This is a genomic window from Mycobacterium sp. 1245111.1 (assembly GCF_001673405.1).
Classification (GTDB): domain Bacteria; phylum Actinomycetota; class Actinomycetes; order Mycobacteriales; family Mycobacteriaceae; genus Mycobacterium.
In genome coordinates, this window is the sequence record NZ_LZLV01000089.1 from 1 (window position 1) to 23,141 (window position 23,141).

At 66.2% G+C, this 23,141-nt stretch carries 26 protein-coding genes; 8 read left to right on the plus strand and 18 right to left on the minus strand.

Annotation, left to right across the window (positions count from 1 at the left end):
• Positions 1-377, minus strand: a 377-nt coding sequence (locus A5658_RS12350; RefSeq protein ID WP_156751418.1) for a carboxylesterase family protein, incomplete at its 3' end; no start/stop codon positions are given.
• Between the two features lie 163 nt (positions 378-540).
• On the opposite strand from A5658_RS12350, the gene A5658_RS12355 reads away from it, so the two are divergent.
• A complete protein-coding gene (locus A5658_RS12355) occupies positions 541-1,791 on the plus strand; it encodes a cytochrome P450 (RefSeq protein WP_067334810.1) in 1,251 nt (416 codons plus the stop codon).
• Here the strand turns inward: A5658_RS12355 and A5658_RS12360 are convergent.
• From A5658_RS12360 to mftA, 8 genes are all read right to left on the minus strand, one after another.
• Positions 1,757-2,365, minus strand: a complete 609-nt coding sequence (locus tag A5658_RS12360; RefSeq protein WP_067334868.1) for a TetR/AcrR family transcriptional regulator — start codon at positions 2,363-2,365, stop codon at positions 1,757-1,759. The genes A5658_RS12355 and A5658_RS12360 overlap by 35 nt on opposite strands.
• 113 nt (positions 2,366-2,478) lie before the next feature.
• Complete coding sequence (gene mftG, locus A5658_RS12365) at positions 2,479-3,924, minus strand: mycofactocin system GMC family oxidoreductase MftG (RefSeq protein ID WP_067334813.1); 1,446 nt, start codon at positions 3,922-3,924, stop codon at positions 2,479-2,481.
• Between the two features lie 3 nt (positions 3,925-3,927).
• Positions 3,928-5,340, minus strand: a complete 1,413-nt coding sequence (mftF, locus tag A5658_RS12370) for a mycofactocin biosynthesis glycosyltransferase MftF (protein WP_067334816.1) — start codon at positions 5,338-5,340, stop codon at positions 3,928-3,930.
• 85 nt (positions 5,341-5,425) lie between these two features.
• Positions 5,426-6,169: a mycofactocin biosynthesis peptidyl-dipeptidase MftE gene (gene mftE / locus A5658_RS12375; RefSeq protein WP_067334820.1), complete on the minus strand. Its 744-nt coding sequence runs from the start codon at positions 6,167-6,169 to the stop codon at positions 5,426-5,428.
• Between the two features lie 134 nt (positions 6,170-6,303).
• Positions 6,304-7,488 carry a pre-mycofactocin synthase MftD gene (gene mftD / locus A5658_RS12380; RefSeq protein WP_067334823.1) on the minus strand — a complete coding sequence of 395 codons (1,185 nt, stop codon included), beginning with the start codon at positions 7,486-7,488 and terminating at the stop codon, positions 6,304-6,306.
• A gap of 2 nt (positions 7,489-7,490) precedes the next feature.
• On the minus strand, positions 7,491-8,666 hold the full coding sequence (mftC, locus tag A5658_RS12385) for a mycofactocin radical SAM maturase (RefSeq protein WP_067334827.1): 1,176 nt from the start codon (positions 8,664-8,666) through the stop codon (positions 7,491-7,493).
• A 49-nt stretch (positions 8,667-8,715) separates the two neighbouring features.
• Positions 8,716-9,039 carry a mycofactocin biosynthesis chaperone MftB gene (mftB, locus tag A5658_RS12390; RefSeq protein WP_067334830.1) on the minus strand — a complete coding sequence of 108 codons (324 nt, stop codon included), beginning with the start codon at positions 9,037-9,039 and terminating at the stop codon, positions 8,716-8,718.
• Positions 9,024-9,119: a mycofactocin precursor MftA gene (gene mftA, locus A5658_RS12395; RefSeq protein WP_067334874.1), complete on the minus strand. Its 96-nt coding sequence runs from the start codon at positions 9,117-9,119 to the stop codon at positions 9,024-9,026. Before mftA ends, mftB begins: the two co-directional genes overlap by 16 nt.
• A 101-nt stretch (positions 9,120-9,220) precedes the next feature.
• Here mftA and mftR point away from each other — a divergent pair, with 101 nt between their 5' ends.
• Both mftR and A5658_RS12405 read left to right on the plus strand, forming a co-directional pair.
• Complete coding sequence (mftR, locus tag A5658_RS12400; RefSeq protein ID WP_067334871.1) at positions 9,221-9,820, plus strand: mycofactocin system transcriptional regulator; 600 nt, start codon at positions 9,221-9,223, stop codon at positions 9,818-9,820.
• Positions 9,817-10,857 (plus strand): DUF2332 domain-containing protein, encoded by a 1,041-nt coding sequence (locus A5658_RS12405; protein ID WP_067334834.1) that lies wholly within the window; start codon positions 9,817-9,819, stop codon positions 10,855-10,857. The genes mftR and A5658_RS12405 overlap by 4 nt, the downstream gene beginning before the upstream one ends.
• A gap of 3 nt (positions 10,858-10,860) precedes the next feature.
• Here the strand turns inward: A5658_RS12405 and A5658_RS12410 are convergent, their stop codons facing one another.
• Together A5658_RS12410 and A5658_RS12415 are read right to left on the minus strand one after the other, a co-directional pair.
• The gene (locus tag A5658_RS12410) at positions 10,861-12,048 is read right to left on the minus strand and encodes an NAD(P)/FAD-dependent oxidoreductase (protein ID WP_067334837.1); all 1,188 of its coding nucleotides are present in this window, start codon (positions 12,046-12,048) and stop codon (positions 10,861-10,863) included.
• Between the two features lie 38 nt (positions 12,049-12,086).
• Positions 12,087-12,539 carry an Lrp/AsnC family transcriptional regulator gene (locus tag A5658_RS12415; RefSeq protein WP_067334840.1) on the minus strand — a complete coding sequence of 151 codons (453 nt, stop codon included), beginning with the start codon at positions 12,537-12,539 and terminating at the stop codon, positions 12,087-12,089.
• 113 nt (positions 12,540-12,652) lie between these two features.
• Here A5658_RS12415 and ddaH point away from each other — a divergent pair, with 113 nt between their 5' ends.
• Both ddaH and rocD read left to right on the plus strand, forming a co-directional pair.
• Positions 12,653-13,504, plus strand: a complete 852-nt coding sequence (gene ddaH / locus A5658_RS12420) for a dimethylargininase (protein WP_197503106.1) — start codon at positions 12,653-12,655, stop codon at positions 13,502-13,504.
• A gap of 5 nt (positions 13,505-13,509) precedes the next feature.
• Positions 13,510-14,742 (plus strand): ornithine--oxo-acid transaminase, encoded by a 1,233-nt coding sequence (gene rocD, locus A5658_RS12425; RefSeq protein ID WP_369830516.1) that lies wholly within the window; start codon positions 13,510-13,512, stop codon positions 14,740-14,742.
• Here rocD and A5658_RS12430 read toward each other — a convergent pair.
• The 7 genes from A5658_RS12430 to A5658_RS12460 form a co-directional block, all read right to left on the minus strand.
• Positions 14,739-15,557, minus strand: a complete 819-nt coding sequence (locus A5658_RS12430) for a mycofactocin-coupled SDR family oxidoreductase (RefSeq protein ID WP_082993116.1) — start codon at positions 15,555-15,557, stop codon at positions 14,739-14,741. The genes rocD and A5658_RS12430 overlap by 4 nt on opposite strands.
• Positions 15,558-15,628: 71 nt before the next feature.
• The gene (locus A5658_RS12435; protein WP_067334847.1) at positions 15,629-16,489 is read right to left on the minus strand and encodes an SHOCT domain-containing protein; all 861 of its coding nucleotides are present in this window, start codon (positions 16,487-16,489) and stop codon (positions 15,629-15,631) included.
• A gap of 124 nt (positions 16,490-16,613) precedes the next feature.
• The gene (gene tuf, locus A5658_RS12440; protein WP_067334850.1) at positions 16,614-17,804 is read right to left on the minus strand and encodes an elongation factor Tu; all 1,191 of its coding nucleotides are present in this window, start codon (positions 17,802-17,804) and stop codon (positions 16,614-16,616) included.
• A gap of 103 nt (positions 17,805-17,907) precedes the next feature.
• Positions 17,908-20,013: an elongation factor G gene (fusA, locus tag A5658_RS12445; protein ID WP_067334854.1), complete on the minus strand. Its 2,106-nt coding sequence runs from the start codon at positions 20,011-20,013 to the stop codon at positions 17,908-17,910.
• Between the two features lie 70 nt (positions 20,014-20,083).
• Entirely contained in the window at positions 20,084-20,554 is a 471-nt protein-coding gene (rpsG, locus tag A5658_RS12450; RefSeq protein WP_067334858.1) for a 30S ribosomal protein S7, read from the minus strand.
• Complete coding sequence (gene rpsL, locus A5658_RS12455) at positions 20,554-20,928, minus strand: 30S ribosomal protein S12 (protein ID WP_007767794.1); 375 nt, start codon at positions 20,926-20,928, stop codon at positions 20,554-20,556. Before rpsL ends, rpsG begins: the two co-directional genes overlap by 1 nt.
• A gap of 283 nt (positions 20,929-21,211) precedes the next feature.
• Positions 21,212-21,856, minus strand: coding sequence for a TetR/AcrR family transcriptional regulator (locus A5658_RS12460; protein WP_067334861.1), 645 nt, complete (start codon positions 21,854-21,856; stop codon positions 21,212-21,214).
• A 135-nt stretch (positions 21,857-21,991) separates the two neighbouring features.
• On the opposite strand from A5658_RS12460, the gene A5658_RS12465 reads away from it, so the two are divergent.
• The 3 genes from A5658_RS12465 to A5658_RS12475 form a co-directional block, all read left to right on the plus strand.
• Positions 21,992-22,360 carry a DUF3060 domain-containing protein gene (locus A5658_RS12465; protein WP_067334864.1) on the plus strand — a complete coding sequence of 123 codons (369 nt, stop codon included), beginning with the start codon at positions 21,992-21,994 and terminating at the stop codon, positions 22,358-22,360.
• Between the two features lie 4 nt (positions 22,361-22,364).
• Positions 22,365-22,796: a DUF3060 domain-containing protein gene (locus tag A5658_RS12470; protein WP_369830515.1), complete on the plus strand. Its 432-nt coding sequence runs from the start codon at positions 22,365-22,367 to the stop codon at positions 22,794-22,796.
• 12 nt (positions 22,797-22,808) lie between these two features.
• Positions 22,809-23,141 (plus strand): FAD-dependent oxidoreductase (locus tag A5658_RS12475; RefSeq protein ID WP_156751417.1); only part of this gene is annotated, 333 nt, incomplete at its 3' end.

Sequence of the window (23,141 nt, forward strand, 5' to 3'; positions counted from 1 at the left end):
ATGACCGGGCGCTTCTCGCCGTGTTGGGCGCGCGGCGGCGTCCAGACGTTGAGCGTCAGGCAATTCTCGCTGGTCGGCTTGCCCACGCCGGGTTTCAACCCGGTGTCCTGCATGCATTGCGGGCCGGCTTTGGTGGCGTCCAACATGCCCGACCAGCGCGCCGCGGGACGCGGTAACTGCCAGCGCAACGGCCCCACCGGCGGTGCCGCGTACGGAATGTTTTGGAACAGACGGTAATCCGAGGCGACCTGACCGCGCACCGATCCCATCGCAGTGCGCACCACACCGGCGTCCAACGGCCCCGCGTAGGCAGGCTCCGCCTTGTGCGGTTTGACGACGGCATCCTGTGCGCACGCGGCCACCAGCAGGGCTGTCATCAGCAAGACAGCCCAGGCTCGTCGGCGACGAGGCGATCGGATCGGCACGGTAAGACAGCCTACGGATTACGGCAAAGCGGCCATCGAAGAATCCGCGATCGCACAGACTGTTTGTGACACGTGTCAAAAACAGTCGCGAGCAAACCCGCAGAGAAGAAGGCAGATGAGCACACCGATCGTTGACCAGGCCGCCCGAGTTTTCACCGATCCGACGTCGTATGCCGACGAACCCAGGCTGCAGGCCGCGTTGACCCATCTGCGCGCGCACGCGCCGGTGTCGCTGGTCGACTCCCCTCCCTACCGGCCTTTCTGGGCCATCACCAAGCACGCCGACATCATGGAAATCGAGCGGGCCAACGAGCTGTTCATCAACGAGCCACGGCCGGTGCTGGCGACCGCCGCAGCCGATGACATGGCCCGTCAGCAACTGGAGGCCGGGATGGGCTTGCGCACGCTGATCCACATGGACGACCCGCAACACCGGGTGGTCCGGGCGATCGGCGCGGATTGGTTCCGCCCCAAGGCGATGCGCGCACTCAAGGTCCGGGTCGACGAGCTGGCGAAGATCTACGTCGACAGAATGGCGGCGGCGGGTAGCGAATGCGACTTTGTCCAGGAAGTCGCGGTGAACTATCCGTTGTACGTGATCATGTCGCTGCTGGGACTACCGGAGTCGGACTTTCCGCGCATGCTCTCGCTGACCCAGGAGCTGTTCGGCGGCGATGACGACGAGTTCAAGCGCGGCGCCACCCTCGACGAGCAGCTGCAGGTTCTGCTCGACTTCTACGGCTATTTCACAGCGTTGACTGCGGCGCGCCGCGAGCGTCCGACCGAGGATCTGACGTCGGCGATCGCCAATGCCAGAGTCGACGGCGAACCACTGTCCGACATCGACACCGTGTCCTATTACGTCATCATCGCCACCGCGGGTCACGACACCACCAGCGCGACGATCGCTGGCGGCTTGCAGGCGTTGATCGAAAACCCGGATCAACGAAATCGGTTGCGCGACAACCTCGATCTGATGCCGCTGGCCACCGAGGAGATGATCCGCTGGGTGACTCCGGTCAAGGAGTTCATGCGCACCGCCACCTCCGACACGTCGATACGCGGCGTGCCGATCGCCGAAGGCGAGTCGGTGTATCTGTCCTATGTCTCCGGCAACCGAGACGAAGAGGTGTTCGAGGACCCGTTCCGCTTCGACGTCGGACGCGACCCGAACAAGCACCTGGCATTCGGTTACGGCGTGCACTTCTGCCTGGGCGCGGCGCTGGCGCGCATGGAGGTGAGCAGCTTCTTCACCGAACTGCTGCCGAGGTTGAAATCCGTTGAGCTGAACGGAAACCCGGAGCTGATCTCGACGACGTTCGTCGGGGGCCTCAAGCACCTGCCGATTCGCTACGAGCTTTCTTGACCGCTTCGTTCTGTACGCGCTGCACGTGCAGAAAGCCGTCGACGGCGGCCTCCGCGCAGTCGCGGTAGTCGAAGTCGGGCAGGGTGGACAGCCGGCCCAGCACCGCCGGGCCGATCAGCAGCGCGATCGCCCGGGTGCGGTCGATCTCGCCCAACTCCGCGGCTTCCGGGCTGTCGAAGATCGCATCGAACGGGGCCGCGTACTGCTGGGCGATTCGCTCTCGCAGCGTGGTGATCGCGGGGCTGTCGGCGGTACGGGTTTGGGGCGATTCCGGCAACTGCTCCAGGTCTCGTCCGAGCGCCAGCCAGCTCATCGCCATCGCCATGCCGGGGCGCTCGGCGATCGAGTGCCCGAACGCCAACACCAACGCGATCAGCCGGTCGCGCAGGGTGCCCTCGTCGGAAGGCATCGGCGCCGGGGGGATCAGCCCGTTGAAAGCCGCTGCCAGCAAGTCATTTCCGCTCGGGAAGTGGCGGTACAGCGTGGCGCGGGCGACGTTGGCGCCGCGCGTCACCGCATCCACGGTCACCGCGCTCGGTCCGCCGGCGCGAAGGAGTGCGGTGGCGGCCTCCAGTAACCGGGCCCGGGAACGTGCCGGGCGCGGATCGGTCTTCTCCGCGATGTGGACCACCTCCTCGAGTCCGACCTAGACAGCGTACACACGCGACTACGCGGATCGCCGCCGTGTCAGCCGACGAACTCCGCGGCCCGATGGCCCAGCATCGCGATGGTGGCGTGCGGCCCGCGACTGGTGATCGTCGGCAGCACCGATCCGTCGACCACCCACAGCCCGTCGACACCGTGCACACGGCACTGGTGGTCGACCACCGCCGCCGGATCCCTGGCGTCGCCCATTGGAGCGGTCCCACACAGGTGTTGTGACGTCGACCAGGCCGGTTCGCCGACTTCGGTTGTCGGCCCGGCGATTTCACGCGCCAGATCGCAGCCCGCCTGCAACGCTGCGATATCGGCCGGCTCGCTGTCGTAGTGGTGCTCGATGACCGGCGGCACCATCGGGTCGGCCGAGACCAGCGTGATGCGGCCGCGGGCCCGCGGCCGCATCAGCGCCACGCCGAGATGGGGCCAGTCCGGATGGCCCGCCGTCCCGTCGCCGACCATCGCGACGAAGCCGCCGGTATACGGCCGTATCTCGATGTCCTCCGGGGTGCTGAGCACGACTTCGAGCACCGGCCGCCCGGGTTCCACGGTCCAGGTGGTCGGCAGCACCCACTCCGGGTGATCGCGGCAGCCCATGCCAACCGGTAACGGGATGAGCGGGTTCACCCCGGCGGCGCGCAGCATCGCTTCGTCGCCGATGCCCGAAAGCATGAGCAGATGCGCGGATTCGATTGCTCCGGCGGACAGGACGATGCGATCGGCCGTCAGGGTGATCGGTCCGCCCGGGCCAAGGGCGTCCACACCGGTGGCGCGACCGTCGGCGATGCGCAGGCGCAGCGCCCGTGTCTGGGTCAACAGCGAGAGGTTCGCCCGTTCCAGCGCGGGAAGGAGGTAGGCGGCCCCGGGCCCGATGCGCGTTCCGTCGACGATGTTCAGTGGGATCGCGCCCACCCCGGACGGCAGCCCGTCGGCACCGGAAGCGTCGTTGAGATCGGGCAGCCAGCCGAATCCGCACCGCCGCGTCGCCTCGACGAAAGTCGCTGTACTGCCGACGATTTCGTGCGTACGACGAATAAGGATGGGCCCCGAGTCGCCGTGCGCCGGCCCGGAGAAATCCAGATCGGTCTCGATCGCGCGAAAGTGGTCGACGACGTCCGACCACGCCCAGCCCGGGATCCCGAAGCCGTCGAAGTCGCGTGGCAGACCCCGGCAGAAGTATCCCCCGTTGACGGCGCCCGATCCGCCGACCGTGGCGCCACGCATGATCGCCATCTGGCGGGCCGGGCGATCGGTCAGCCGAGTCTGATACCGCTGGACCAACGGGCTGGCCGCGCCGATCGGCAACCGCAGCCCGTTGTCGGTCTCGGCGCGCAGCCTTGGGTCAGTCAGGCCCAACCCGGCCTCCAGTACCGTGACAGAGCGACTGGGATCGAGCGAAAGTCGGCTCGCAACAACGGATCCAGCGCTTCCCGCACCGATGATCAGGACGTCGCTGTGCAGCGCGGCTGCGGTCAGGAGTCAGACCCGAATCTGCGGCTTGAGCGGACCGACATTGCGTTCCCGCAGCACGCCGTACCACAGGCCGAGTCCGTAGGCCAGATCGTCGATCCGCTTGAGCACCAGGTATGTCAGCAGTCCGATAGGCCGGGCGTCGTCGTCGGCGGCTTGGCGGCGATTCGCCCAATCCACCACTCCGTCGACGATGGCGGCCACCACCACGACCCGGCGGCAGGGGCGGAACAGCACGGCCGCCACCAACGCGACCGGCCAGTAGTGCCGACAAATCGCCGAGGCGAGCTGCAGCGCCGCCGACCACAGACCGCGGGCGGCCACGGTCACGACGTCCCATGTCTGAGTCTCGGTGCCCTGCATACTTTTAGCGACCCGGCGGCCGGTGAGCCCAGCTACGAAAAGTGAGGCCAGGAAGCCCAGGCTCGAGCCGAGCGACATCAGGATCCAGGCCGTCAGCGCCCAACCGGAGATCATCAGCGGCGCAATCTTGTCCGGATGGCGAACCGACAGCGGGGCCGCCGATCCGCCGTAAAACGCCTTGCGCGTAACCCAATCCCGCAATTCGGTCCGATGATCATGCGCCACTTGGGCGATCGGTTCGTACCGAAGTCGGGCGCCGACCTCGACGAGCCGCCAGCACAGATCGACGTCTTCGCCCGATCGCAGGGTCTCGTCGAAGCCGTCGACATCGCGCAAAGCCGCAGTGCGACAAATGATTGCGGCGCTGGGTACGTAAGAGACGCTGGTGTAGGGGAGCACCGGGGCTTCCCGCTGACCGAGGTCCAGCGACGAACGCACGGCCTCGTAGCGCCCGACCAGATGATCGGTGTGCGCGAGCCCGACGATCCGCGGGGCGACCAACGCCACGGTCGGGTCACAGAAGTGGCCGAGCAGCGCCTCCAGCCAGCCGCGGCGCGGGACGACATCGGAGTCGAGGAACGCGACGTAACCGGTCTTGCAGGCGGCGAGGCCGGTGTTGCGGGCGGCAGCCGGGCCCCTGCTCTGCGCGTGCCGCAGAACCTCGATGTCGGGGTGCGCGCCCACGAAATCCTCGTACCGGATCGGCGTCGCCGATCCGTCGTCCACGATGACGATGCGTAGGCCACGCAGCGCGGCAACCAGCCTGCGCAGTCCACATTCGTTGTCGCGCACCGGAATTACCACGGTCACGTCGCGGTGCGACGGCCCGCCGGCCGGACGGGGATGCGCCACGGTGGCGTCGAGCAGCGTCCGGGCCAACTCGGCGCTCAGGGCGTCGCGGACCTTGAGCCGGCCGTCGGCGAGCATGTCCTGGGCCGCGGGCGCCAGGCGCAAGATCCGGGTCGGTGATCCGCCCAGCAACGCCGAGCCCTGGCCGAGCACTCTGACCCGCCGGTCGACCTGCACAGCAAACCCGTCCGGCAACCGCGCCTGTGTCATATGTGCCGCTCTCCCCCGCAAGCGGGTGGGGGTCCCCCCAGGCGCGCACCGGCGAGGGGGCGTGCCCCCACGGCGCCGGCGGGAGTCATGTGAGCATCCCGTCGGCGGCGGGAGTCCACCCCCGGATCCGGCGCAGGCAGTCGTCGACCATCTCGGCCAGCATCCGCTCTCCGTCGGCGGCGGTCGCTGTGGTCGGGTCGCCCAGCACGCCGACCTCGCTGACCGCGGCGACTCCGCCGCTTCGCATCGACGGCAACAGCTCGGACAGCGGCGCGCTGTTGCCCGCGCGCCACCGGTCGGTGCGCACGTCCGACGGCGAAATATGCAGCAATACTGAAGTTTCGGTGTGCCCGGCGTGGGCATCTGCGCCGATCACCACACACGGACACCACGCCGCGTCGCGGCCTTCGCGCCGGAGCAGGCCCACCGCCGCGTTCAGCGCCGCGATGTTGCCGCCGTGGCCGTTGACGAAGAGCAGGCGACGCGCCCAGCAGGTCGCCGACCTGCCGTACTCCACCAGCAGCGTGGTCAAGGCGTCGGTGCCGATCGAGATCGTTCCGGGGAAGCTCTGGTGCTCGCCACTGGCGCCGTAGGCGATCGCCGGCGCGGCCAACCACGTCAGCTCCGGGTCCTCGGTCAGGCGTGCGGTGACAGCAGTCGCGACCGCCGTCGCGATCCGGGTGTCGGTGTCCAATGGCAGGTGCGGACCGTGCTGCTCGGTCGAGCCGATAGGTATAGCCAGCCCTATCGGCATACTCTGCAGTTGGCTCGACGTAGAGCCCCCGAGATCGGGCTGGACTACCACTTGGTGATGGTAAGACGAATTCACCTGTCGTGCACTGGTTGTTGGCGCGATCGAATAAGTTTTTCCCGACGGCCGTTCACCAAAAGCGGTCAACGGTGCCACGTCAGCCACGTGAGCATCAACATACCCGCTGGTCTCGTGCCCGCAGCGGCTACGCGTCAGCCGGCGTTCGCGCCCAGGGTCCGGGTGAAGCCGTCAGGCACCAGCACGTCGTCCCGATTGAGGTCGCGCACCGAGGCGCGACCGAGCCCCATCAAGGCCGAGTCGATTCCGCTGTGCATGATGTCGAGCACGTTCTCGACGCCCGGCTGCCCGGCCGCGGCCAGCCCCCAGAGGTAGGCCCGTCCGATCATCACCGCGCGGGCGCCGAGGGCGAGCGCCTTGACGACGTCACTGCCCCGCCGGATACCACCGTCCAGCAAAACCTCGACCTGGTCACCGACCGCCTCAGCGACCGCGGGCAGCGCGCGAATTGACGCCGGTGTTCCGTCCAGATTGTTGCCGCCGTGGTTTGACACCGAGATCGCCGAAACACCGGCATCCACAGCCCTTTTCGCGTCGTCCAGCCGCATCACACCCTTCAGCATGAACGGGCCACCCCACAATTCGCGTAGCCACGCGATATCCGACCACGTCGGTGGTGGCGTCGACATCCACTCCCCGTAGGCGGCGAAGAACGGCGGCCCGGGCTCGCCACGGCTTGCCAGGTTCGGCACCCGCAGGTCGGGCGGGCGCAGCGTCTTGCCGAATCGCCACAACCAGCCCGGACGGGTGATCACCTCCGGTGACATCCGCAGCATGGTCCGCAGATTCATCTGCTCGGGGATCTTCGGGCTGCCCCAGTCGCGGCCGTGCGAGAACGACCAGTCGGTGGTGACGATCAACCCGACCGCGCCGGCCTCCCGGGCCCGCTCGACGCGCGCCGCGATCAGGTCGCGTCCGCCCGACCAGTAGACCTGAAAGAACAGCTTGGGGTTGGCGGCGATCACGTCCTCGATCGGCTTGCTGGCGAACGAGGACAATCCCATCGCCGTCCCACGCGCCGCGGCCGCTCGTGCGACGGCCACCTCACCGTCCGGGTCGACGGCCTGCACACCGGTCGGCGAAATGATCACGGGCAGGGAAATCTCTTGTCCCATAACGGTTGTCGCCAGGTCACGCTTCTCGAGCGCGCCGACCACGTGCGGCGCGAAACCGAGTTCACCGAACGCCTCGACGTTGTCGGAGACCGTCAGCCCCTTTTCGCTGGCGGCCACCAGCGCCGAGTACGACGACTTGGGCAGCCGCTTCTTCGCGCGTTGCTGCGCGATGGCGACCGTCTCGAACCAGACGTCACGAGCCACGGCTAGACCGGGCTCTCGTTGCACAGCTTTTGCGGCGGCATCGTCAGCGTCAGCGGCACGGGCCCGCTTTTGCGCCGACCGCGGTGCGAGTGGTCGCCGGCCGGACGCGGCTTGTCACGCTCCAGCGCCAACGCCGGCACGCCGTAGCCCTGGACGCATTCCGGGTCGGGACCGTCGAGTGGAAGGCCGGTGAAGAACTTGGCCGCCATGCAGCCGCCCCGGCAGCTGTCGTAGTGCCCACAGCTGCCGCACGCTCCCGCGGATTGCGGCTCGCGCAGTTCCCTGAACAACGGAGCGTCTTTCCACACTTTGTCAAAACCGCCGTCGGACACCACGTTTCCGGCCAGGAAGCGGTCGTGGATCGCGAACGGGCAGGCATAGACATCGCCAATAGGGTCGATCAGACAGACCACCCGGCCGGCACCGCACATGTTCAACCCGGCCAACGCGCCCGGCTCACCGAGGCCGGACAGGTGGAAGAAGGAGTCGCCGGTCAGGACCCGCTCCCCCTTGGCCACCAGCCAGTCGTACAGCTGGACCTGTTGGTCGGCGGTCGGATGCAGGTCGTCCCAGACGTCGGCGCCGCGACCGGACGGACGCAGCCGGGTGATGCGCAAGGTGGCGCCGTATCGGCTTGCCAGCGAGGCGAATTCGTCGAGCTGAGCGACGTTGTGGCGAGTCACCACCACCGAGATCTTGGCGTCCTGGAAGCCGGCGGCGGCAAGGTTCTCCAGTGCGCGAATCGCCATCGCGAAGGACCCGGGGCCTCGGACGGCGTCGTTGATCTCTGCGGTGGCGCCGTCCAGCGAGATCTGCACGTCGACGTAGTCGCTGGCCGCCAGCCGGGCCGCGACCTCGGGAGTGATCCGCACGCCGTTGGTAGAGAACTTCACCCCGACGTGATGAGCGGTCGCATAGTCGACCAGCTCCCAAAAGTCAGGCCGCACAGTCGGTTCCCCGCCCCCGATGTTGACGTAGAACACTTGCATGCGTTCCAGCTCGTCGATGATGTCTTTGCATTGCTGGGTGGACAGTTCGCGCGGGTCGCGCTTGCCCGACGACGACAGGCAGTGCACGCACGCCAGGTTGCAGGCGTAGGTCAGCTCCCAGGTCAAGCAGATGGGCGCGTCCAAGCCGTGTTCGAACTGCTCGATGAGCCGTGGCACCGTCGATGTCATTTGCGCCGCTCCTCCTCATTGCTTCGCGCTGCATCGTCGCCGGCGCGTGTCACGCGGGTTGCTCCTCCGCCGGTACCAGCATGTGGGAACCGGCCAGCACGCCGAGCGCGTGCACGTAGGGGTCTTGCTGCGAGTCCTCGACGCCGGCCGCGCGCAGCGCGGCGCGGACGTCGGGATGATCGGCCAACGATTGCACCACCGCCAGGATGGTGCGGTTTTTCAGGAACGACAGTTTGCGAGTTCCGAAGTGATACAACAACGCACCGAAGGACTCGGGGCGCACCGCCACTTGCGGATGCAAGCGCCAGGCGTGATCAAGATCGAACTCGATTCGCCCCTTCGCCGGGGCGCTCACGGTCAGTAGACCCCGCACATCCCGTCGATGGACACCTCTTCGACCAGCGTCTCGGTGACGAGCTCGGTCTCGGTGTTGGTCTGCTGATTCGGCTCCATGACGTTGCCTTTCGTTCGGATGGGGCTCGACAAGTCGCGTCGATGTGGTCAGAATCTCAGACAGAATATGGCATCGAGTGCCGGAATGGAAGGGCGGGTCGATGGCACAGCAGCAGCCACGGGTCGGCCGCCGCCGGTCCACCACACCTGAGCACATCTCCGGCGTCGCGATCGACCTGTTCGTCAACCGCGGATTCGCCGAGGTGAGCGTCGACGACATTGCGCAAGCGGCGGGCATCGCCCGTCGCAGCGTGTTCCGCTACTACGCGTCGAAGAACGCAATTCCCTGGGGGGACTTCGATGCTCATCTGCAACACCTGAGCGAGCTGCTGGACGACGTCGACCCCGACATGCCGCTCGGCGATGCGCTGCGGGCCGCCCTGCTCTCGTTCAACACATTCGACGAGTGCGAGACGGCACGCCATCGACAGCGGATGCGGGTGATCCTGCAAACGGCTGAGCTACAAGCGTATTCGATGACGATGTATGCGGGATGGCGTGAGGTGATCGCGGGTTTCGTGGCGCGCCGGATTGGCGCCAAACCCACCGACCTGCGACCGCAGACCGTCGCGTGGATGATGCTCGCCGTCGCGTTGAGCGCCTACGAGCACTGGCTCGATGACGAATCGGTCTCGTTACCGCAAGCTTTGGGCGATGCCTTTGACGTCGTGCGCGCCGGGCTGAAGGATCTAGACCCATGAGCCGACTGCTGCAGACCATCGAGATGCAGGGCCAGGTCTGCGCCGCAATGGGATCGGCGATGTACGGCGACCTGCTACCGCTGATCGGTGCCAACGTCGAAGCCGACGGCATCTTCGCCCGAATCTTCTCCGGCCACGAAAACGATTCTGGCCGCTTGGCTTTGCCCTTGCGACTCCTGGGCGGATTGCACCTGCTGGCTCTCGATGGACGCGCGCCCGCGCTGCGCGGCTGGTATCCCAGCGTCGGCGGAGACTGGAACGCCACGGCCGCGTGGCCGGACATCGAGCAGACCGCCGCCGAGCACGCCGAGTACCTGCGTGCCACCCTCGATCAGCCACCGCAGACCAACGAGGTTGGCCGCTCGGCCGCGCTGGTCGGTGGTCTGCTGACGCTCGCCGGTCGATTCGGAGTGCCGGTAAGGCTTTTCGAGATCGGTTGCAGCGCCGGGCTGAATCTGCGCGCCGACCACTACCGCTACAGCTCTTCGGGTGGCGACTGGGGTCCGGCCGGTTCGCCGGTGATCATCGACGACGCATGGCGCGGCGAACTACCCCCCTGTGCCGATCTGGACATCGTCGAGCGGCACGGCTACGACATCGCGCCGCTGGACGCCACCAGTGCCGAGGGCGAGTTGACGCTGCTGAGTTATGTCTGGCCCGACCAGCAATCCCGGCTGGACCGGTTGCGTGGCGCGATCAGCGTCGCCCGCCAGGTACCGGCGACGTTGCACCGCCGCAACGCCACCGAAGCGGTGGCCGAGCTGGGTCTCGCCGACGGCGCGCTCACCGTGCTGTGGCATTCGATTATGTGGCAATACCTTTCGCTGCCCGAGCAGTCGACGATCGAGGCCACCATCGAGCAGATCGGAGCTTGCGCGCGACCCGAGTCGCCGTTCGCCCATCTGACGCTGGAACCACATCGGCGAAAGCCTGACGCCGACATCGAGTTCGTGGTGCGGGCCCGCTGCTGGCCCGGCGGCGACGACCGGGTGCTGGCCGCATGTTCACCGCACGGCCCACCCGTCGTCTGGGAGTAACCGCTACCGGCTCAGAACCTCCGAGATCGGCACGGCGGCAGCGATTTTGCCGCGCGCCTTCATCACCTTGCCGGGCATCCCACCGCCCACGACGCCGGCCACCGCTCCGTCGCGCTCGTAGTATGCGAGGAACTTGCGCCCGTCGTCCTCGACGAGGTGCACGGTGTCGCTGGCGGCGGGTTCGCCCAGGCATTGGATCTTGACGTCGTACTGATCGCTCCAGAAATACGGCACGACAACGCTTGACGGCGCATCCTGGCCAAGCATCGCGGGCACCACGGCGCGGGCTTGCTCGGCGACGTTGCTCCAATGTTCAACGCGCACTTGGTGTCCCTTCGGGTCCTGCCACGACGCGACGTCGCCGAGTGCCCACACGTTCGGCGCGCTGGTCCGGCCGGCGGCGTCGCAGATGACACCGTTGTCGACCTCGATACCGCTGCCGTCGAGCCAATCGGTCGCCGGCCGCGACCCGATGCCCACCACAACCAGATCGGCGTCCACTTCGGTGCCGTCGGTCAACCGCACGGTCTCGACGTGCTTGTCGCCACGCACCTCGGCCACCCCGACCTCGGTGCGCACGTCGACACCTTCGTCGCGGTGCAGCCGCGCCACCAAGCCACCGATCTGTTCACCGAGCACCCCGGCCAGCGGCGCGGGCTGCGGCTCGACCAGCACGACGTCGACTCCGAGTCCACGCAGACTGGCCGCCACCTCGCAGCCGATGAATCCGGCGCCGACCACCACGGCGCGCCGCGCCTCCGACGCGTGTCGGCGAAGGGCCAGACTTTCGTCGAAGGAACGCAGCACCCGGATGCCCTCGAGGTCCGGAAACGCCGGAATGCGCCGCGGCACCAAGCCTGTCGCGATCACGAGTTCGTCGTAACCGAGCGTTGATCCGTCGTCGAGCGTCACGGTCTGCGCCTCGGTGTCGATCCCGGTGGCCGCCGAGCCCAGTCGCAACGTGATGTTCTTCTCGTCGTAGAACTCGCGCGGCTTGAGTGTCACGTCGTCGACTTCGCTGCGCAGCACCTCTTTGGACAGCGGGGGGCGGTCGTAGGGCAGGTGGACCTCGTCGCTGACGATGGTGATCGGACCGGTGAACTCGGCCCGGCGCAGTTGCTCGGCGGTCCGGGTCGCGGCGAGTCCTCCGCCGACGATCAGAATTCCGTTGTCGCCAGGGCTAGTGGTCATTGGAGAGTTATTACACGATCGCTGCGCCCGACGGTCGCTCACCCCTGCGCGCGCGACCGGTCGATCAGATTGGACAACACGACGATGCTCTCGCTGCGTTCGATGTCGGCGCTGGTGCGAATCCGCTCGAGCGCGTCTTCCAAATGCGGCATGTCGCGCGCCAGCACGCGCAGTATCGCGTCGGACGGCCCGGTGACCGTTGCGGCACTGACGACTTCGGGGATGTCCACCCACGCTCGACGCAATTCGGTCGGCGAAATCCGGCCGTGGCAGAAGATTTGGACGTAAGCCTCGGTCTTCCATCCCACCGCGTTGCGGTCGATGACGGTGGTGAAGCCGCGGATCACCCCGCCGTCGAGCATCCGGTCGACGCGCCGCTTGACCGCAGGTGCCGACAGTCGCACCCGCTCACCGATTTCGGCAAAGGTCGCGCGGGCGTGCTGTGCGAGTTCGGCCAGGATCTGCTCATCGATCTCATCCAAACGGTCCACTACGCCTCCAAACACAACAGATGATCGCATTATCGCATTTCGCGCAATAAAAGAGGCGTACATACGCAACGGGCATCAATGCGTTGCGCGCCGGGCTCCCCTACCGTTGATTTATGACGACCTTCGCGGATTCCGGGACCGAAACGTGCCGTCAGATCACCGAGCGCACGGCCACCGTTCGGCACTACGTGATGACCCCGCCGCGGTTCTTCGCGGTCGACTACTCGATCAATCCGTGGATGGACACCACGACTCCCGTCGACCCGTGCGCCGCGTTGGCTCAATGGCAGCACCTGCACGACGTGTATCGGCGACTGGGACACACCGTCGATCTGGTCGATCCGGTGGGCGGCCTGCCGGACATGGTGTACGCCGCCAACGGCGCGTTGATCATCGACGGCACGGCCGCCATCGCGCGCTTCAAATACGCTGAGCGCAAACAGGAGTCAGCGGCCTACGCCGCGTGGTTGTCGTCACGGGGCTTCCACGTCCGACAAACTCGCCACGTCAGCGAGGGGCAGGGCGACCTGCTGCCGGTGGGCGACGACATCCTGGCCGGCTACGGTTTTCGCACCGATTTGCGCGCCCACGGCGAGATCGCGGGGATCTTCGGTCGCCGCGTCATCAGCCTCGAGCTGGTCGATCCGCGGTTCTACCATCTCGACACCGCGCTGACCGTGCTCGACGACACGACCATCGCCTACTATCCGCCGGCGTTCAGCTACGTCTCGCGGGCACATTTGGAGACCCTGTTCCCCGACGCGATCGTGGTCGACACCACCGACGCCTACGCGTTCGGCCTGAACGCCGTCTCGGACGGCCGGCACGTGATCCATCCCGCAGCCGCCGTCGGGTTCGCCCGACAACTGGCCGACGCGGGTTTCGAACCGATCGGTGTCGAGCTTCCGGAGTTGTTCAAGGGCGGTGGATCCGTCAAATGCTGCACGCTTGAGGTGTATTCGTGACAGTTATCGATGGGTTCATCGGCCGGGGTCAGCGGACCGCGTCCGCGATCGCCATCGACGAGCATTCATGCGCGCACAACTATTCCCCGCTACCGGTGGTCGCCGCCGGCGCCGAGGGATGTTGGATCACCGACGTCGAGGGACGTCGCTACCTGGACTGCCTGGCCGCGTACTCGGCGGTGAACTTCGGGCATCGCAACCCGGAGATCACCGCCACCGCCCACGCCCAACTCGACACCGTCACACTGGTCAGCCGTGCCTTTCACGCCGAACCCCTGGGCCGGTTCTGCGCGGCGCTGGCGACGTTGTGCGGCAAGGACATGGTGCTGCCGATGAACAGCGGTGCCGAGGCAGTGGAGAGCGCTCTCAAGGTGGCGCGCAAGTGGGGCACCGACGTCAAAGGCGTGCCCTTCGACGAAGCCAATATCGTGGTCGCCGACAACAACTTTCACGGCCGGACCATCAGCATCGTCAGCTTCTCCTCGGACCAGACCGCCCGCGCCGGCTTCGGGCCGTTCACCCCGGGGTTTCGTTCGGTGCCGTTCGGCGACGCCGACGCGCTGGCCGGCGCGATCGACGAGCACACGGTCGCCGTCTTGCTCGAGCCCATCCAAGGGGAGGCCGGCGTCATCGTGCCGCCCGATCACTACCTGCCCGCGGTCCGCGAAATCTGCTCAGCCCGAGACGTTCTCATGATCGCCGACGAAATCCAATCCGGGCTGGCCCGCACCGGGCGAACGTTCGCCTGCGACCACTGGGACGTGACGCCCGACGTCTACCTGCTCGGTAAGGCGTTGGGCGGAGGCGTGGTGCCGCTGTCGGCGGTGGTGGCCGACCGCGACATTCTCGGGGTGCTGCACCCCGGCGAACACGGATCGACGTTCGGCGGCAACCCGTTTGCCGCCGCGATCGGCAACACCGTGGTGTCGATGCTGGTTCGCGGTGAATTCCAGGAACGCGCGACGCGGTTGGGCGAGCGACTGCATTGGCGGCTGCGAGCACTGATCGGCCACGGCGTGCTCGCCGTGCGGGGACTCGGCCTGTGGGCCGGCGTCGACATCGACCCGGCGCTCGGCACTGGCAAGGAACTCAGCCTACGACTGGCCGAACGCGGCGTCCTGGTCAAGGACACGCACGGATCGACGATACGTATCGCCCCGCCGCTGGTGATCAGGACGGCGGAAATCGATTGGGCCGTCGAGCGATTCGCCGAGACCCTGGCCGAACTGGCGGCCTAGTACTTCAACACGCCTTTGTCGACCGGAATCTGCGCGCCGGTCAGCGTCCCGGATCCGTCACCGACGAGCCACGCCACGACGTCGGATACCTCAGCGGCACCCATGAACCCGTGTGGCTGCAACGGCATCGGTCCGAAGCTGTGGATGAAGTGCGGATGCTCGGCGAACACCTGCATCATCAGCTCGGGCTCGATCATCGGCGTCTCCACCGAGTAGGGGTGGATGGAGTTGACCCGAATGCCGTACTCCCCCAACTCGATTGCCAACGTGTTGGTCAACCCGGTAAGGCCGTGCTTGGATGCCGCGTAGTGCCCGTTGCCCGGGGTGGCCCTCAGCCCGGCCGACGAGCTGACCACGACGATGGCGCCGCCGTTGCCGGCCTCGATCATACGGGGCACCACCGCGCGCACGGTGCGGAACGTACCGGTCAGGTTCACGCCGATGACGCTGTCCCACTGCTCGTCGGTGAGTTCCCACACCCGTCCCCAACTGAGCACACCCGCGTTGGCGACAAGGATGTCGAGCCGGCCGAACCCTTCGACTCCGTCGGCGACCAACTGACGAACCGCGGCGTCGTCGCGAATGTCGACCTGGCGGGCCAGGATTTTGCGGCCCTCGGCTTCGACCGCCCGGACCGTCTCCGCTAAGTCCTCGGGGGTGGCGGCCGGATAGGTGATGCTCTCGGACACCGGCGCACAGATATCCAGCGCGATGATGTCGGCGCCTTCGCGGGCCAACCGCGCCGCATGGGCCCGACCCTGCCCGCGCGCGGCACCGGTGATGAATGCCACCCGTCCCTGCAGTGTTCCCGACACGACAGCCCCTTTCGCCGACTGCCGATCAGGCTAGCAGCGAAACTGAAACGTGTTCTAATCGCCTGGGTGGGTCAGAGGTCGGCGATGATTTTCTGCCGCGCCGCGGCGTACTCGGCCTCCGATATCGCGCCGCTGGCATGCAGTTTCTCCAGCTCTTCGAGCCGCTGACCGGTCGACGGCGCAGCAGGCGTTCCCGCGCCACCGGCCGCGGCGGGCACCGGCTGCGCTTCGGCGGCGCGGCGGACCACCGCCATGATCTGCTGGCGCACCGCCGGATAGTTGCGGATGTCGACGGTGCCGGACATCGGCAGGTTGCTCGCCTTGTAGATCTGCAGGATCTCCATCAGCGGTCCGGCCTGCCCGGTCAGGTCGTAGGTCTTGTGGTCCTCGGTGCTGGTGATCTGCATGGGCACCACGCCGGCGAGCAATGCGCTTGCCTGCCAGTCGATTTCGTATTCGCGCGTGGTCGGATCCACCAGCACCGCAAGTTTGCGCGCGGTCACGATCGCCTGCTTGGTGAAGTCGACGGTGACCCGCTTTCGATCGGTGAAATCGACGCCGGGTCCCGTGATCCGCAGATCCAGGTTGACCACCGGGTGTTCGTTGATCCGCATACCGGTTTCGCCCATGCCCTGGATCTGCGCCGTCGCCAGCACCCCGGTCTGCCGCAGAGCAGCCATCTTGGCTGACGACTGGGCGCCACGGTTGGCCAACCACACCGCCACAAGCACGTCGATGATCGTGATCAACGCCCCGACCCAGAGCAGCCACGCGGTGCTCTGCTGAATCGTCGTGCCGATCGAGGAGTCGACGGAACTGAACTGATCGCCCATCAGCCCCGGCAACACGAAGTAGGTAATGAGGAAGATCGGCCCCACCAGGCCGCCGCAGACGAGGACGATCAGCTGGGCTTTGAGGTAACGCGCAAGCATGGTTGCTCCCATCTTGGGCAGGGTCGATGACGCGGGACAACGCATCGCTCGGCGAGGTGAAGCATAACGTGCAGACGCAAAGCGGCGCTCACCCTTTCGGGTGAGCGCCGCTTTGGCGATCGAACTACTTGATGATCTTGGTGACCCGGCCGGCGCCGACGGTGCGGCCACCTTCACGGATCGCGAACCGCAGACCGTCGTCCATGGCGACGGGCTGGATCAGCTTGACGGAGATCTCGGTGTTGTCACCGGGCATCACCATCTCGGTGCCCTCCGGCAGCGTCACCACACCGGTCACGTCGGTGGTGCGGAAGTAGAACTGCGGACGGTAGTTGTTGAAGAACGGCGTGTGCCGGCCACCTTCGTCCTTGGACAGGATGTAGACCTGACCCTCGAAGTCGGTGTGCGGGGTGGTGGTGCCGGGCTTGGTCACAACCTGACCGCGCTCGACGTCCTCACGCTTGATACCACGCAGCAGCAGACCGACGTTGTCACCGGCCTGGCCCTGGTCGAGCAGCTTGCGGAACATCTCCACACCGGTGACGGTGGTCTTGGTGCTGGCCGGCTTGATGCCGACGATCTCGACCTCTTCGTTGACGTTGATCACGCCACGCTCGACACGGCCGGTCACCACGGTGCCACGACCGGTGATGGTGAACACGTCCTCGACGGGCATCAGGAACGGCAGCTCGGTCTCGCGGACCGGGTCCGGGATCGACTCGTCGACGGCGTCCATCAGCTCCTCGACCGACTTGACCCACTTCTCGTCGCCTTCGAGGGCCTTGAGCGCCGACACCTTGATGACCGGGGCGTCCTCGTCGAATTCCTGAGCGGCCAGCAACTCGCGGACCTCGAGCTCGACGAGCTCGAGCAGCTCTTCGTCGTCGACCATGTCGGCCTTGTTCAGCGCGACCAGGATGTAGGGCACACCGACCTGACGGGCCAGCAGCACGTGCTCGCGAGTCTGCGGCATCGGGCCGTCGGTGGCGGCGACCACCAGGATCGCGCCGTCCATCTGGGCGGCACCGGTGATCATGTTCTTGATGTAGTCAGCGTGACCTGGGGCGTCGACGTGTGCGTAGTGACGCTTCTCGGTCTGGTACTCCACGTGGGAGATGTTGATCGTGATACCGCGCTGACGCTCTTCGGGAGCGTTGTCGATCTGGTCGAACGCACGCGACTCGTTGAGTGCCGGGTACTTGTCATGCAGGACCTTGGTGATAGCCGCGGTCAACGTGGTCTTGCCGTGGTCAACGTGACCGATGGTCCCGATGTTGACGTGCGGCTTCGTCCGCTCGAACTTCGCCTTCGCCACTTCTGTGTCCTCCTGGACTTGTTGGTGCTTGTTAAAGCAGTGTTGTTATTTCCGTTGTGCCGCGGTCGTGACCGGGCAAGATTACTCCGTCGCGGTGACTGGCCTACTCGCCGGTCGCCTTGGCGATGATCTCCTTCGACACGTTCGCCGGAACTTCGGCGTAGGAGTCGAAGACCATGGAGTAGTTCGCCCGGCCTTGAGTCTTCGACCGCAGGTCGCCGACGTAGCCGAACATCTCCGACAGCGGGACATGGGCCCTGACCACACGCGCACCGCTGCGTTCCTCCATGGCCTGGATCTGGCCACGGCGGGAGTTAAGGTCGCCGATCACGTCACCCATGTAGTCCTCGGGTGTGGTGACCTCGACAGCCATGATGGGCTCCAGGATGACCGGTTGCGCTTGCTGCGCAGCCTTTTTCAGCACCTGGGAACCGGCGATCTTGAACGCCATCTCCGACGAGTCGACGTCGTGGTAGGCGCCGTCGAGCAGGGTCACCTTGAGGTTCACCAGCGGGTAGCCGGCCAGCACGCCGTACTGCATGGCGTCCTGGGCGCCGGCGTCCACCGACGGGATGTACTCCCGGGGGATGCGGCCACCGGTGACCTTGTTCTCGAACTCGTAGGTCGCGCCGTCCTCGCCCACGAAAGGCTCCAGGTTGATGATGACCTTGGCGAACTGGCCCGAGCCACCCGTCTGCTTCTTGTGGGTGAACTCGACGTTCTGCGCGGGCCGCTTGATGGTCTCCTTGTAGGCCACCTGCGGCTTACCGACGTTGGCCTCGACCTTGAATTCGCGGCGCATGCGGTCCACCAGGATGTCCAGGTGCAGCTCGCCCATCCCGCCGATGACGGTCTGGCCGGTCTCCTGATCCAGGTGCACCTTGAACGTCGGGTCCTCTTCGGCGAGCTTCTGGATGGAGAGGCTCAGCTTCTCCTGGTCGCTCTTGGTCTTGGGCTCGATCGCGACCTCGATGACCGGGTCGGGGAACGTCATCGACTCCAGCACGATCTGGTCGTTGGGGTCGCTCAGGGTGTCACCGGTGGTGGTGTCCTTCAGACCGATCACCGCGTAGATGTGCCCGGCCGACGCCGTCTCCACCGGGTTCTCCTTGTTGGAGTGCATCTGGAACAGCTTGCCCAGCCGCTCCTTCTTGCCCTTGGTGGCGTTGATGACCTGGCTGCCGGAGTCGACCTTGCCGGAGTACACCCGGACGTAGGTCAGCTTGCCGAAGAACGGGTGGGTCGCAACCTTGAATGCTAGCGCCGAGAACGGCTCGTCGGTCGACGGGTTGCGGGTGATCAGCTCGTCTTCCTTGCCGGGCACGTGGCCTTCGGCGGGCGGCACGTCCAGCGGCGAGGGCAGGTAGTCGATCACGGCGTCCAGCATCGGCTGCACACCCTTGTTCTTGAACGCGCTGCCGCACAGCACCAGGTAGGCCTCGGAGCTGATGGTCAGCTTGCGCAGGGCGCCCTTGATCTCGGCCACCGACAGCTCCTCGCCGCCGATGTATTTCTCCAGCAGCGACTCGTCGGTCTCCGCGACGGCTTCGAGCAGCTTGGTGCGGTACTCGTCGGCCTTGTCCTGCAGTTCGGCCGGGATGTCGATCGTCTCGTAAGTCTCGCCGAGCTTGGTCTCGCCGCGCCAGACCTTGGCCTTCATCTCGACCAGGTCGACGACGCCCTCGAAGTCACCCTCCGAGCCGACGGGCAGCTGGATCGGGATGACGTTGGCGCCGAGCCGGTCTTCCATGGTCTTCACCGAGAAGTAGAAGTCGGCGCCGATCTTGTCCATCTTGTTGACGAAGCAGATGCGCGGGACGTCGTACTTGTCGGCCTGCCGCCAGACCTGCTCGGACTGCGGCTCGACACCTTCCTTGCCGTCGAACACGGCCACGGCGCCGTCCAACACGCGCAGGCTGCGCTCCACCTCGACGGTGAAGTCGACGTGCCCGGGGGTGTCGATGATGTTGATCTGGTTGTCGTTCCAGAAGCAGGTGGTCGCCGCGGAGGTGATGGTGATCCCGCGCTCCTGCTCCTGCTCCATCCAGTCCATGGTGGCGGCGCCGTCGTGCACCTCACCGATCTTGTAGCTGATACCGGTGTAGTAGAGGATGCGCTCGGTCGTCGTCGTCTTGCCGGCGTCGATGTGCGCCATGATTCCGATGTTGCGGACCTTGGTCAGGTCGGTCAACACGTCCTTCTGTGCCACAGAAGTCTTCCCACTCTTTCGATTACTCGGTTAATTCGCTGTCTTGATCCCGGCTGCTCTGCCGGGTGGATCACCAGCGGTAGTGCGCGAAGGCGCGGTTTGCCTCGGCCATCTTGTGGGTGTCCTCGCGTCGCTTGACGGCGGCACCCAGGCCGTTGCTGGCATCCAGGATCTCGTTGGCCAGGCGCTCGACCATGGTCTTTTCGCGGCGCTGCTTGGAGAAGCTGACCAGCCAGCGCAACGCCAGCGTCACCGAGCGCTCAGGACGTACCTCGACCGGGACCTGGTAGGTGGCACCACCGACACGGCGGCTGCGCACCTCAAGGGCCGGTTTGACGTTGTCCATTGCGCGCTTGAGCGTGATCACTGGGTCGGTGCCGGTCTTGTCACGGGCCTGTTCGAGCGCACCGTAAACAATGCGTTCGGCGACGGATTTCTTCCCGTCCAGCAGGACTTTGTTGACCAGCTGGGTGACCAGCTGCGACCCGTAGACCGGGTCGTTGACGAGCGGACGCTTAGGCGCGGGCCCCTTGCGCGGCATTAGCTCTTCTCCTTCTTGGCGCCGTAACGGCTGCGAGCCTGCTTGCGGTTCTTGACACCCTGGGTGTCCAGCGATCCGCGGATGATCTTGTAACGCACACCCGGCAGGTCCTTCACACGACCGCCACGCACCAGCACCATCGAGTGCTCCTGCAGGTTGTGACCTTCGCCGGGGATGTAGGCGGTGACCTCAACCTGGCTGGTCAGCTTCACACGCGCGACCTTGCGAAGCGCCGAGTTCGGCTTCTTCGGGGTCGTGGTGTACACGCGGGTGCACACGCCGCGGCGCTGCGGGCTGCCCTTGAGGGCCGCGGTCTTGACCTTGGCGACCTTGTCTCGGCGACCCTTACGGACCAGCTGCTGAATGGTTGGCATCTACCGGCTTCCTACTTCGTTCTTGTGTTTCTGTTTGATTCTGATGTTCTAAGTCTCTGTAGTGCAGTTTTACCCTGTCGCGGTCCCCCGCGGCCGGGTGTGTCGCACGCGCCCGCAGCGGAATCAATCCGTTGCGTAGTTGGCATGCGAATTGGCCCGGCGTGCGCGTCTTAGGTGAAGCGCCCTAAAACCGCCAGGCACGAGCCACCACAATACCCGCCGCTAGCAAGGCAGGTCAAAGCGACGACGTCGACGTCCGATCGACCAACTTACCAAGCCAGGTCTACGGGGCGTCGCGGGCGCCGGACCCGCTGCGCAACTCCATGCCCGCGGCCAGTCGCAGAACCATGTCCGAGAACACCGAGTCGGTGTCGATATCGTCCATCACCCCGGTCATCTCCAGCAGCACGAACCCGTGCATGGCCGACCAGAATTCCAGCGAAGCGTAGAACGCCTGCTCAAGGTCGAGACCATAGGACGACAGCACCGCGATCACCGGCGCAGCGGCAGCGCGCGTCGCCGCGGTGTACTCGGGATCGTCGCCGCCACCCAGCGGCATCCTGGTGAAGGCCGAGTAGCGGCCGGGGTGGTGATGGGCGTAGCTGCGGTAGGCGCTGGCCATGACCAGCACGGCGTCGTCGCGGGCGCGGCCCTCGCCGACCCGGTTGAGCATGCCGATGATGTCGTCGATGACCCGGATCCGCACCGTGCGCCGCAGGTCTTCCAGGCTGTCGACGTGGTTGTACAGCGACGGGCCCTTGGTGCCGAGCTGGGTGGCCAGCGCGTTGATCGTCAGGGCGTCCCAGCCTTCGCGGTCTAAGAAGGTGAGCGCGGCGTTGACGATGATGTCGCGGCTGAGCCTGGTCCCGCGGGCTCCGGATTTGGCGCCACCTGAGCGGCCGGCCGATGACTCCGGCTCAGCTGGCATGGCGGTCGCCCTTCGGTTGCGTGAATGACGGGCTCTAGTTGTGGGGGCCCGGAACGAAGAACTCTAGTCTGCCGGTAACGCGAGCACGTAGGCTCTGTTTCAGCAGATCGCGCCCTGTGGCGAGAGGAACCCGCGATGAATTGGTCGATCCCCTGCCGAGCCGTGGCGGCCGGCGCCATCGCGATCGCGTTCACGTCCGCGCCGACCGGACTTGCCAAGAACGGCGACACCCACGTCACCGGTGAGGGCGTCGAGCAGACGGTCGACTGCAACGGCGCGACCCTGCTGGTCGACGGCACCAGGAACGTCGTCAACGCGCTGGGGACCTGCTGGGCGATATCGGTGATGGGCTCGGGCCACACGGTGGTGGCGGACAACGTCATTCACGACATCACCGTGTACGGCTCCAACGAGTCGGTCTTCTTCAAGAACGGCGATCCGGTCGTCTGGGACCGCGGACGCGAACTGGGCATGACTAACCGCGTCAGCCACGTGGGGAGTTAACCGCTTGCATGCCAACAACTCTCGCAGCCTGGCCGTGCTTCTCTGCACGGCAGCCGTGTTCGGGATGGCCGGTTGTGGACAGCACAACAACGGCACGGTTCCCTCGAGCGGCACGTCGTCGCCGACGCCGTCGACCAGCAGCACGGGTGCGCAGTTCGACATCGGCAACACGATCAACTACGTATCGACCGGCACCACAACCACTCTCGACTGCGGCGACGGCAAGTCACTGAACGTCGGCGGGTTCAACAACACACTGACGGTCAGGGGCACCTGCGGCACGGTGAGCATCGGCGGCGGTGACAACAAGATCACCGTCGACAAGATCGACACGAACATCAACGTGGTCGGCTCGCACAACGCGATCACCTATAAGGACGGCGAGCCGAAGGTCGAGAACCTCGGCACCGGCAACACGATCAACAAAGCCGGGTAGTCTTACGCGCCAATGCCTCTCGACATTCTGATCAGTGGTGGCGGCATCGCAGGACCGAGCCTGGCCTATTGGCTCACCCGGCAGGGCCATGACGTGACGATCATCGAGCAGGCCGGCGAACTGCGCACCGGCGGGCAAGCGGTCGACTTTCGCGGCCCCGCGTTGACGGTGCTCGAAAAGATGGGCCTGCTGGAGAAGGTGCGAGCCGGTGCCACCAGCATGGGCGAGCTCGCACTGGTCGACGGGCGGGGCAAGGAAGTCGCCCGTCTGCCCGCCGAAGTGGTCAGCGGCGAAATCGAGATCCATTGGGGCACGTTCGTCCGCATCTTGCACGAGGCCGTCCGC

What these genes read in the sequence shown, in the direction of transcription:
- A5658_RS12355 (WP_067334810.1), top strand. Translation starts at nt 541, where the DNA reads ATGAGCACACCGATCGTTGACCAGGCCGCCCGAGTTTTCACCGATCCG.
- mftF (WP_067334816.1), bottom strand. Translation starts at nt 5,340, where the DNA reads ATGACACAGGCGCGGTTGCCGGACGGGTTTGCTGTGCAGGTCGACCGG.
- mftC (WP_067334827.1), bottom strand. Translation starts at nt 8,666, where the DNA reads ATGACATCGACGGTGCCACGGCTCATCGAGCAGTTCGAACACGGCTTG.
- mftA (WP_067334874.1), bottom strand. Translation starts at nt 9,119, where the DNA reads ATGGAGCCGAATCAGCAGACCAACACCGAGACCGAGCTCGTCACCGAG.
- mftR (WP_067334871.1), top strand. Translation starts at nt 9,221, where the DNA reads ATGGCACAGCAGCAGCCACGGGTCGGCCGCCGCCGGTCCACCACACCT.
- A5658_RS12405 (WP_067334834.1), top strand. Translation starts at nt 9,817, where the DNA reads ATGAGCCGACTGCTGCAGACCATCGAGATGCAGGGCCAGGTCTGCGCC.
- A5658_RS12410 (WP_067334837.1), bottom strand. Translation starts at nt 12,048, where the DNA reads ATGACCACTAGCCCTGGCGACAACGGAATTCTGATCGTCGGCGGAGGA.
- ddaH (WP_197503106.1), top strand. Translation starts at nt 12,653, where the DNA reads ATGACGACCTTCGCGGATTCCGGGACCGAAACGTGCCGTCAGATCACC.
- A5658_RS12435 (WP_067334847.1), bottom strand. Translation starts at nt 16,489, where the DNA reads ATGCTTGCGCGTTACCTCAAAGCCCAGCTGATCGTCCTCGTCTGCGGC.
- rpsG (WP_067334858.1), bottom strand. Translation starts at nt 20,554, where the DNA reads ATGCCGCGCAAGGGGCCCGCGCCTAAGCGTCCGCTCGTCAACGACCCG.
- rpsL (WP_007767794.1), bottom strand. Translation starts at nt 20,928, where the DNA reads ATGCCAACCATTCAGCAGCTGGTCCGTAAGGGTCGCCGAGACAAGGTC.
- A5658_RS12460 (WP_067334861.1), bottom strand. Translation starts at nt 21,856, where the DNA reads ATGCCAGCTGAGCCGGAGTCATCGGCCGGCCGCTCAGGTGGCGCCAAA.
- A5658_RS12465 (WP_067334864.1), top strand. Translation starts at nt 21,992, where the DNA reads ATGAATTGGTCGATCCCCTGCCGAGCCGTGGCGGCCGGCGCCATCGCG.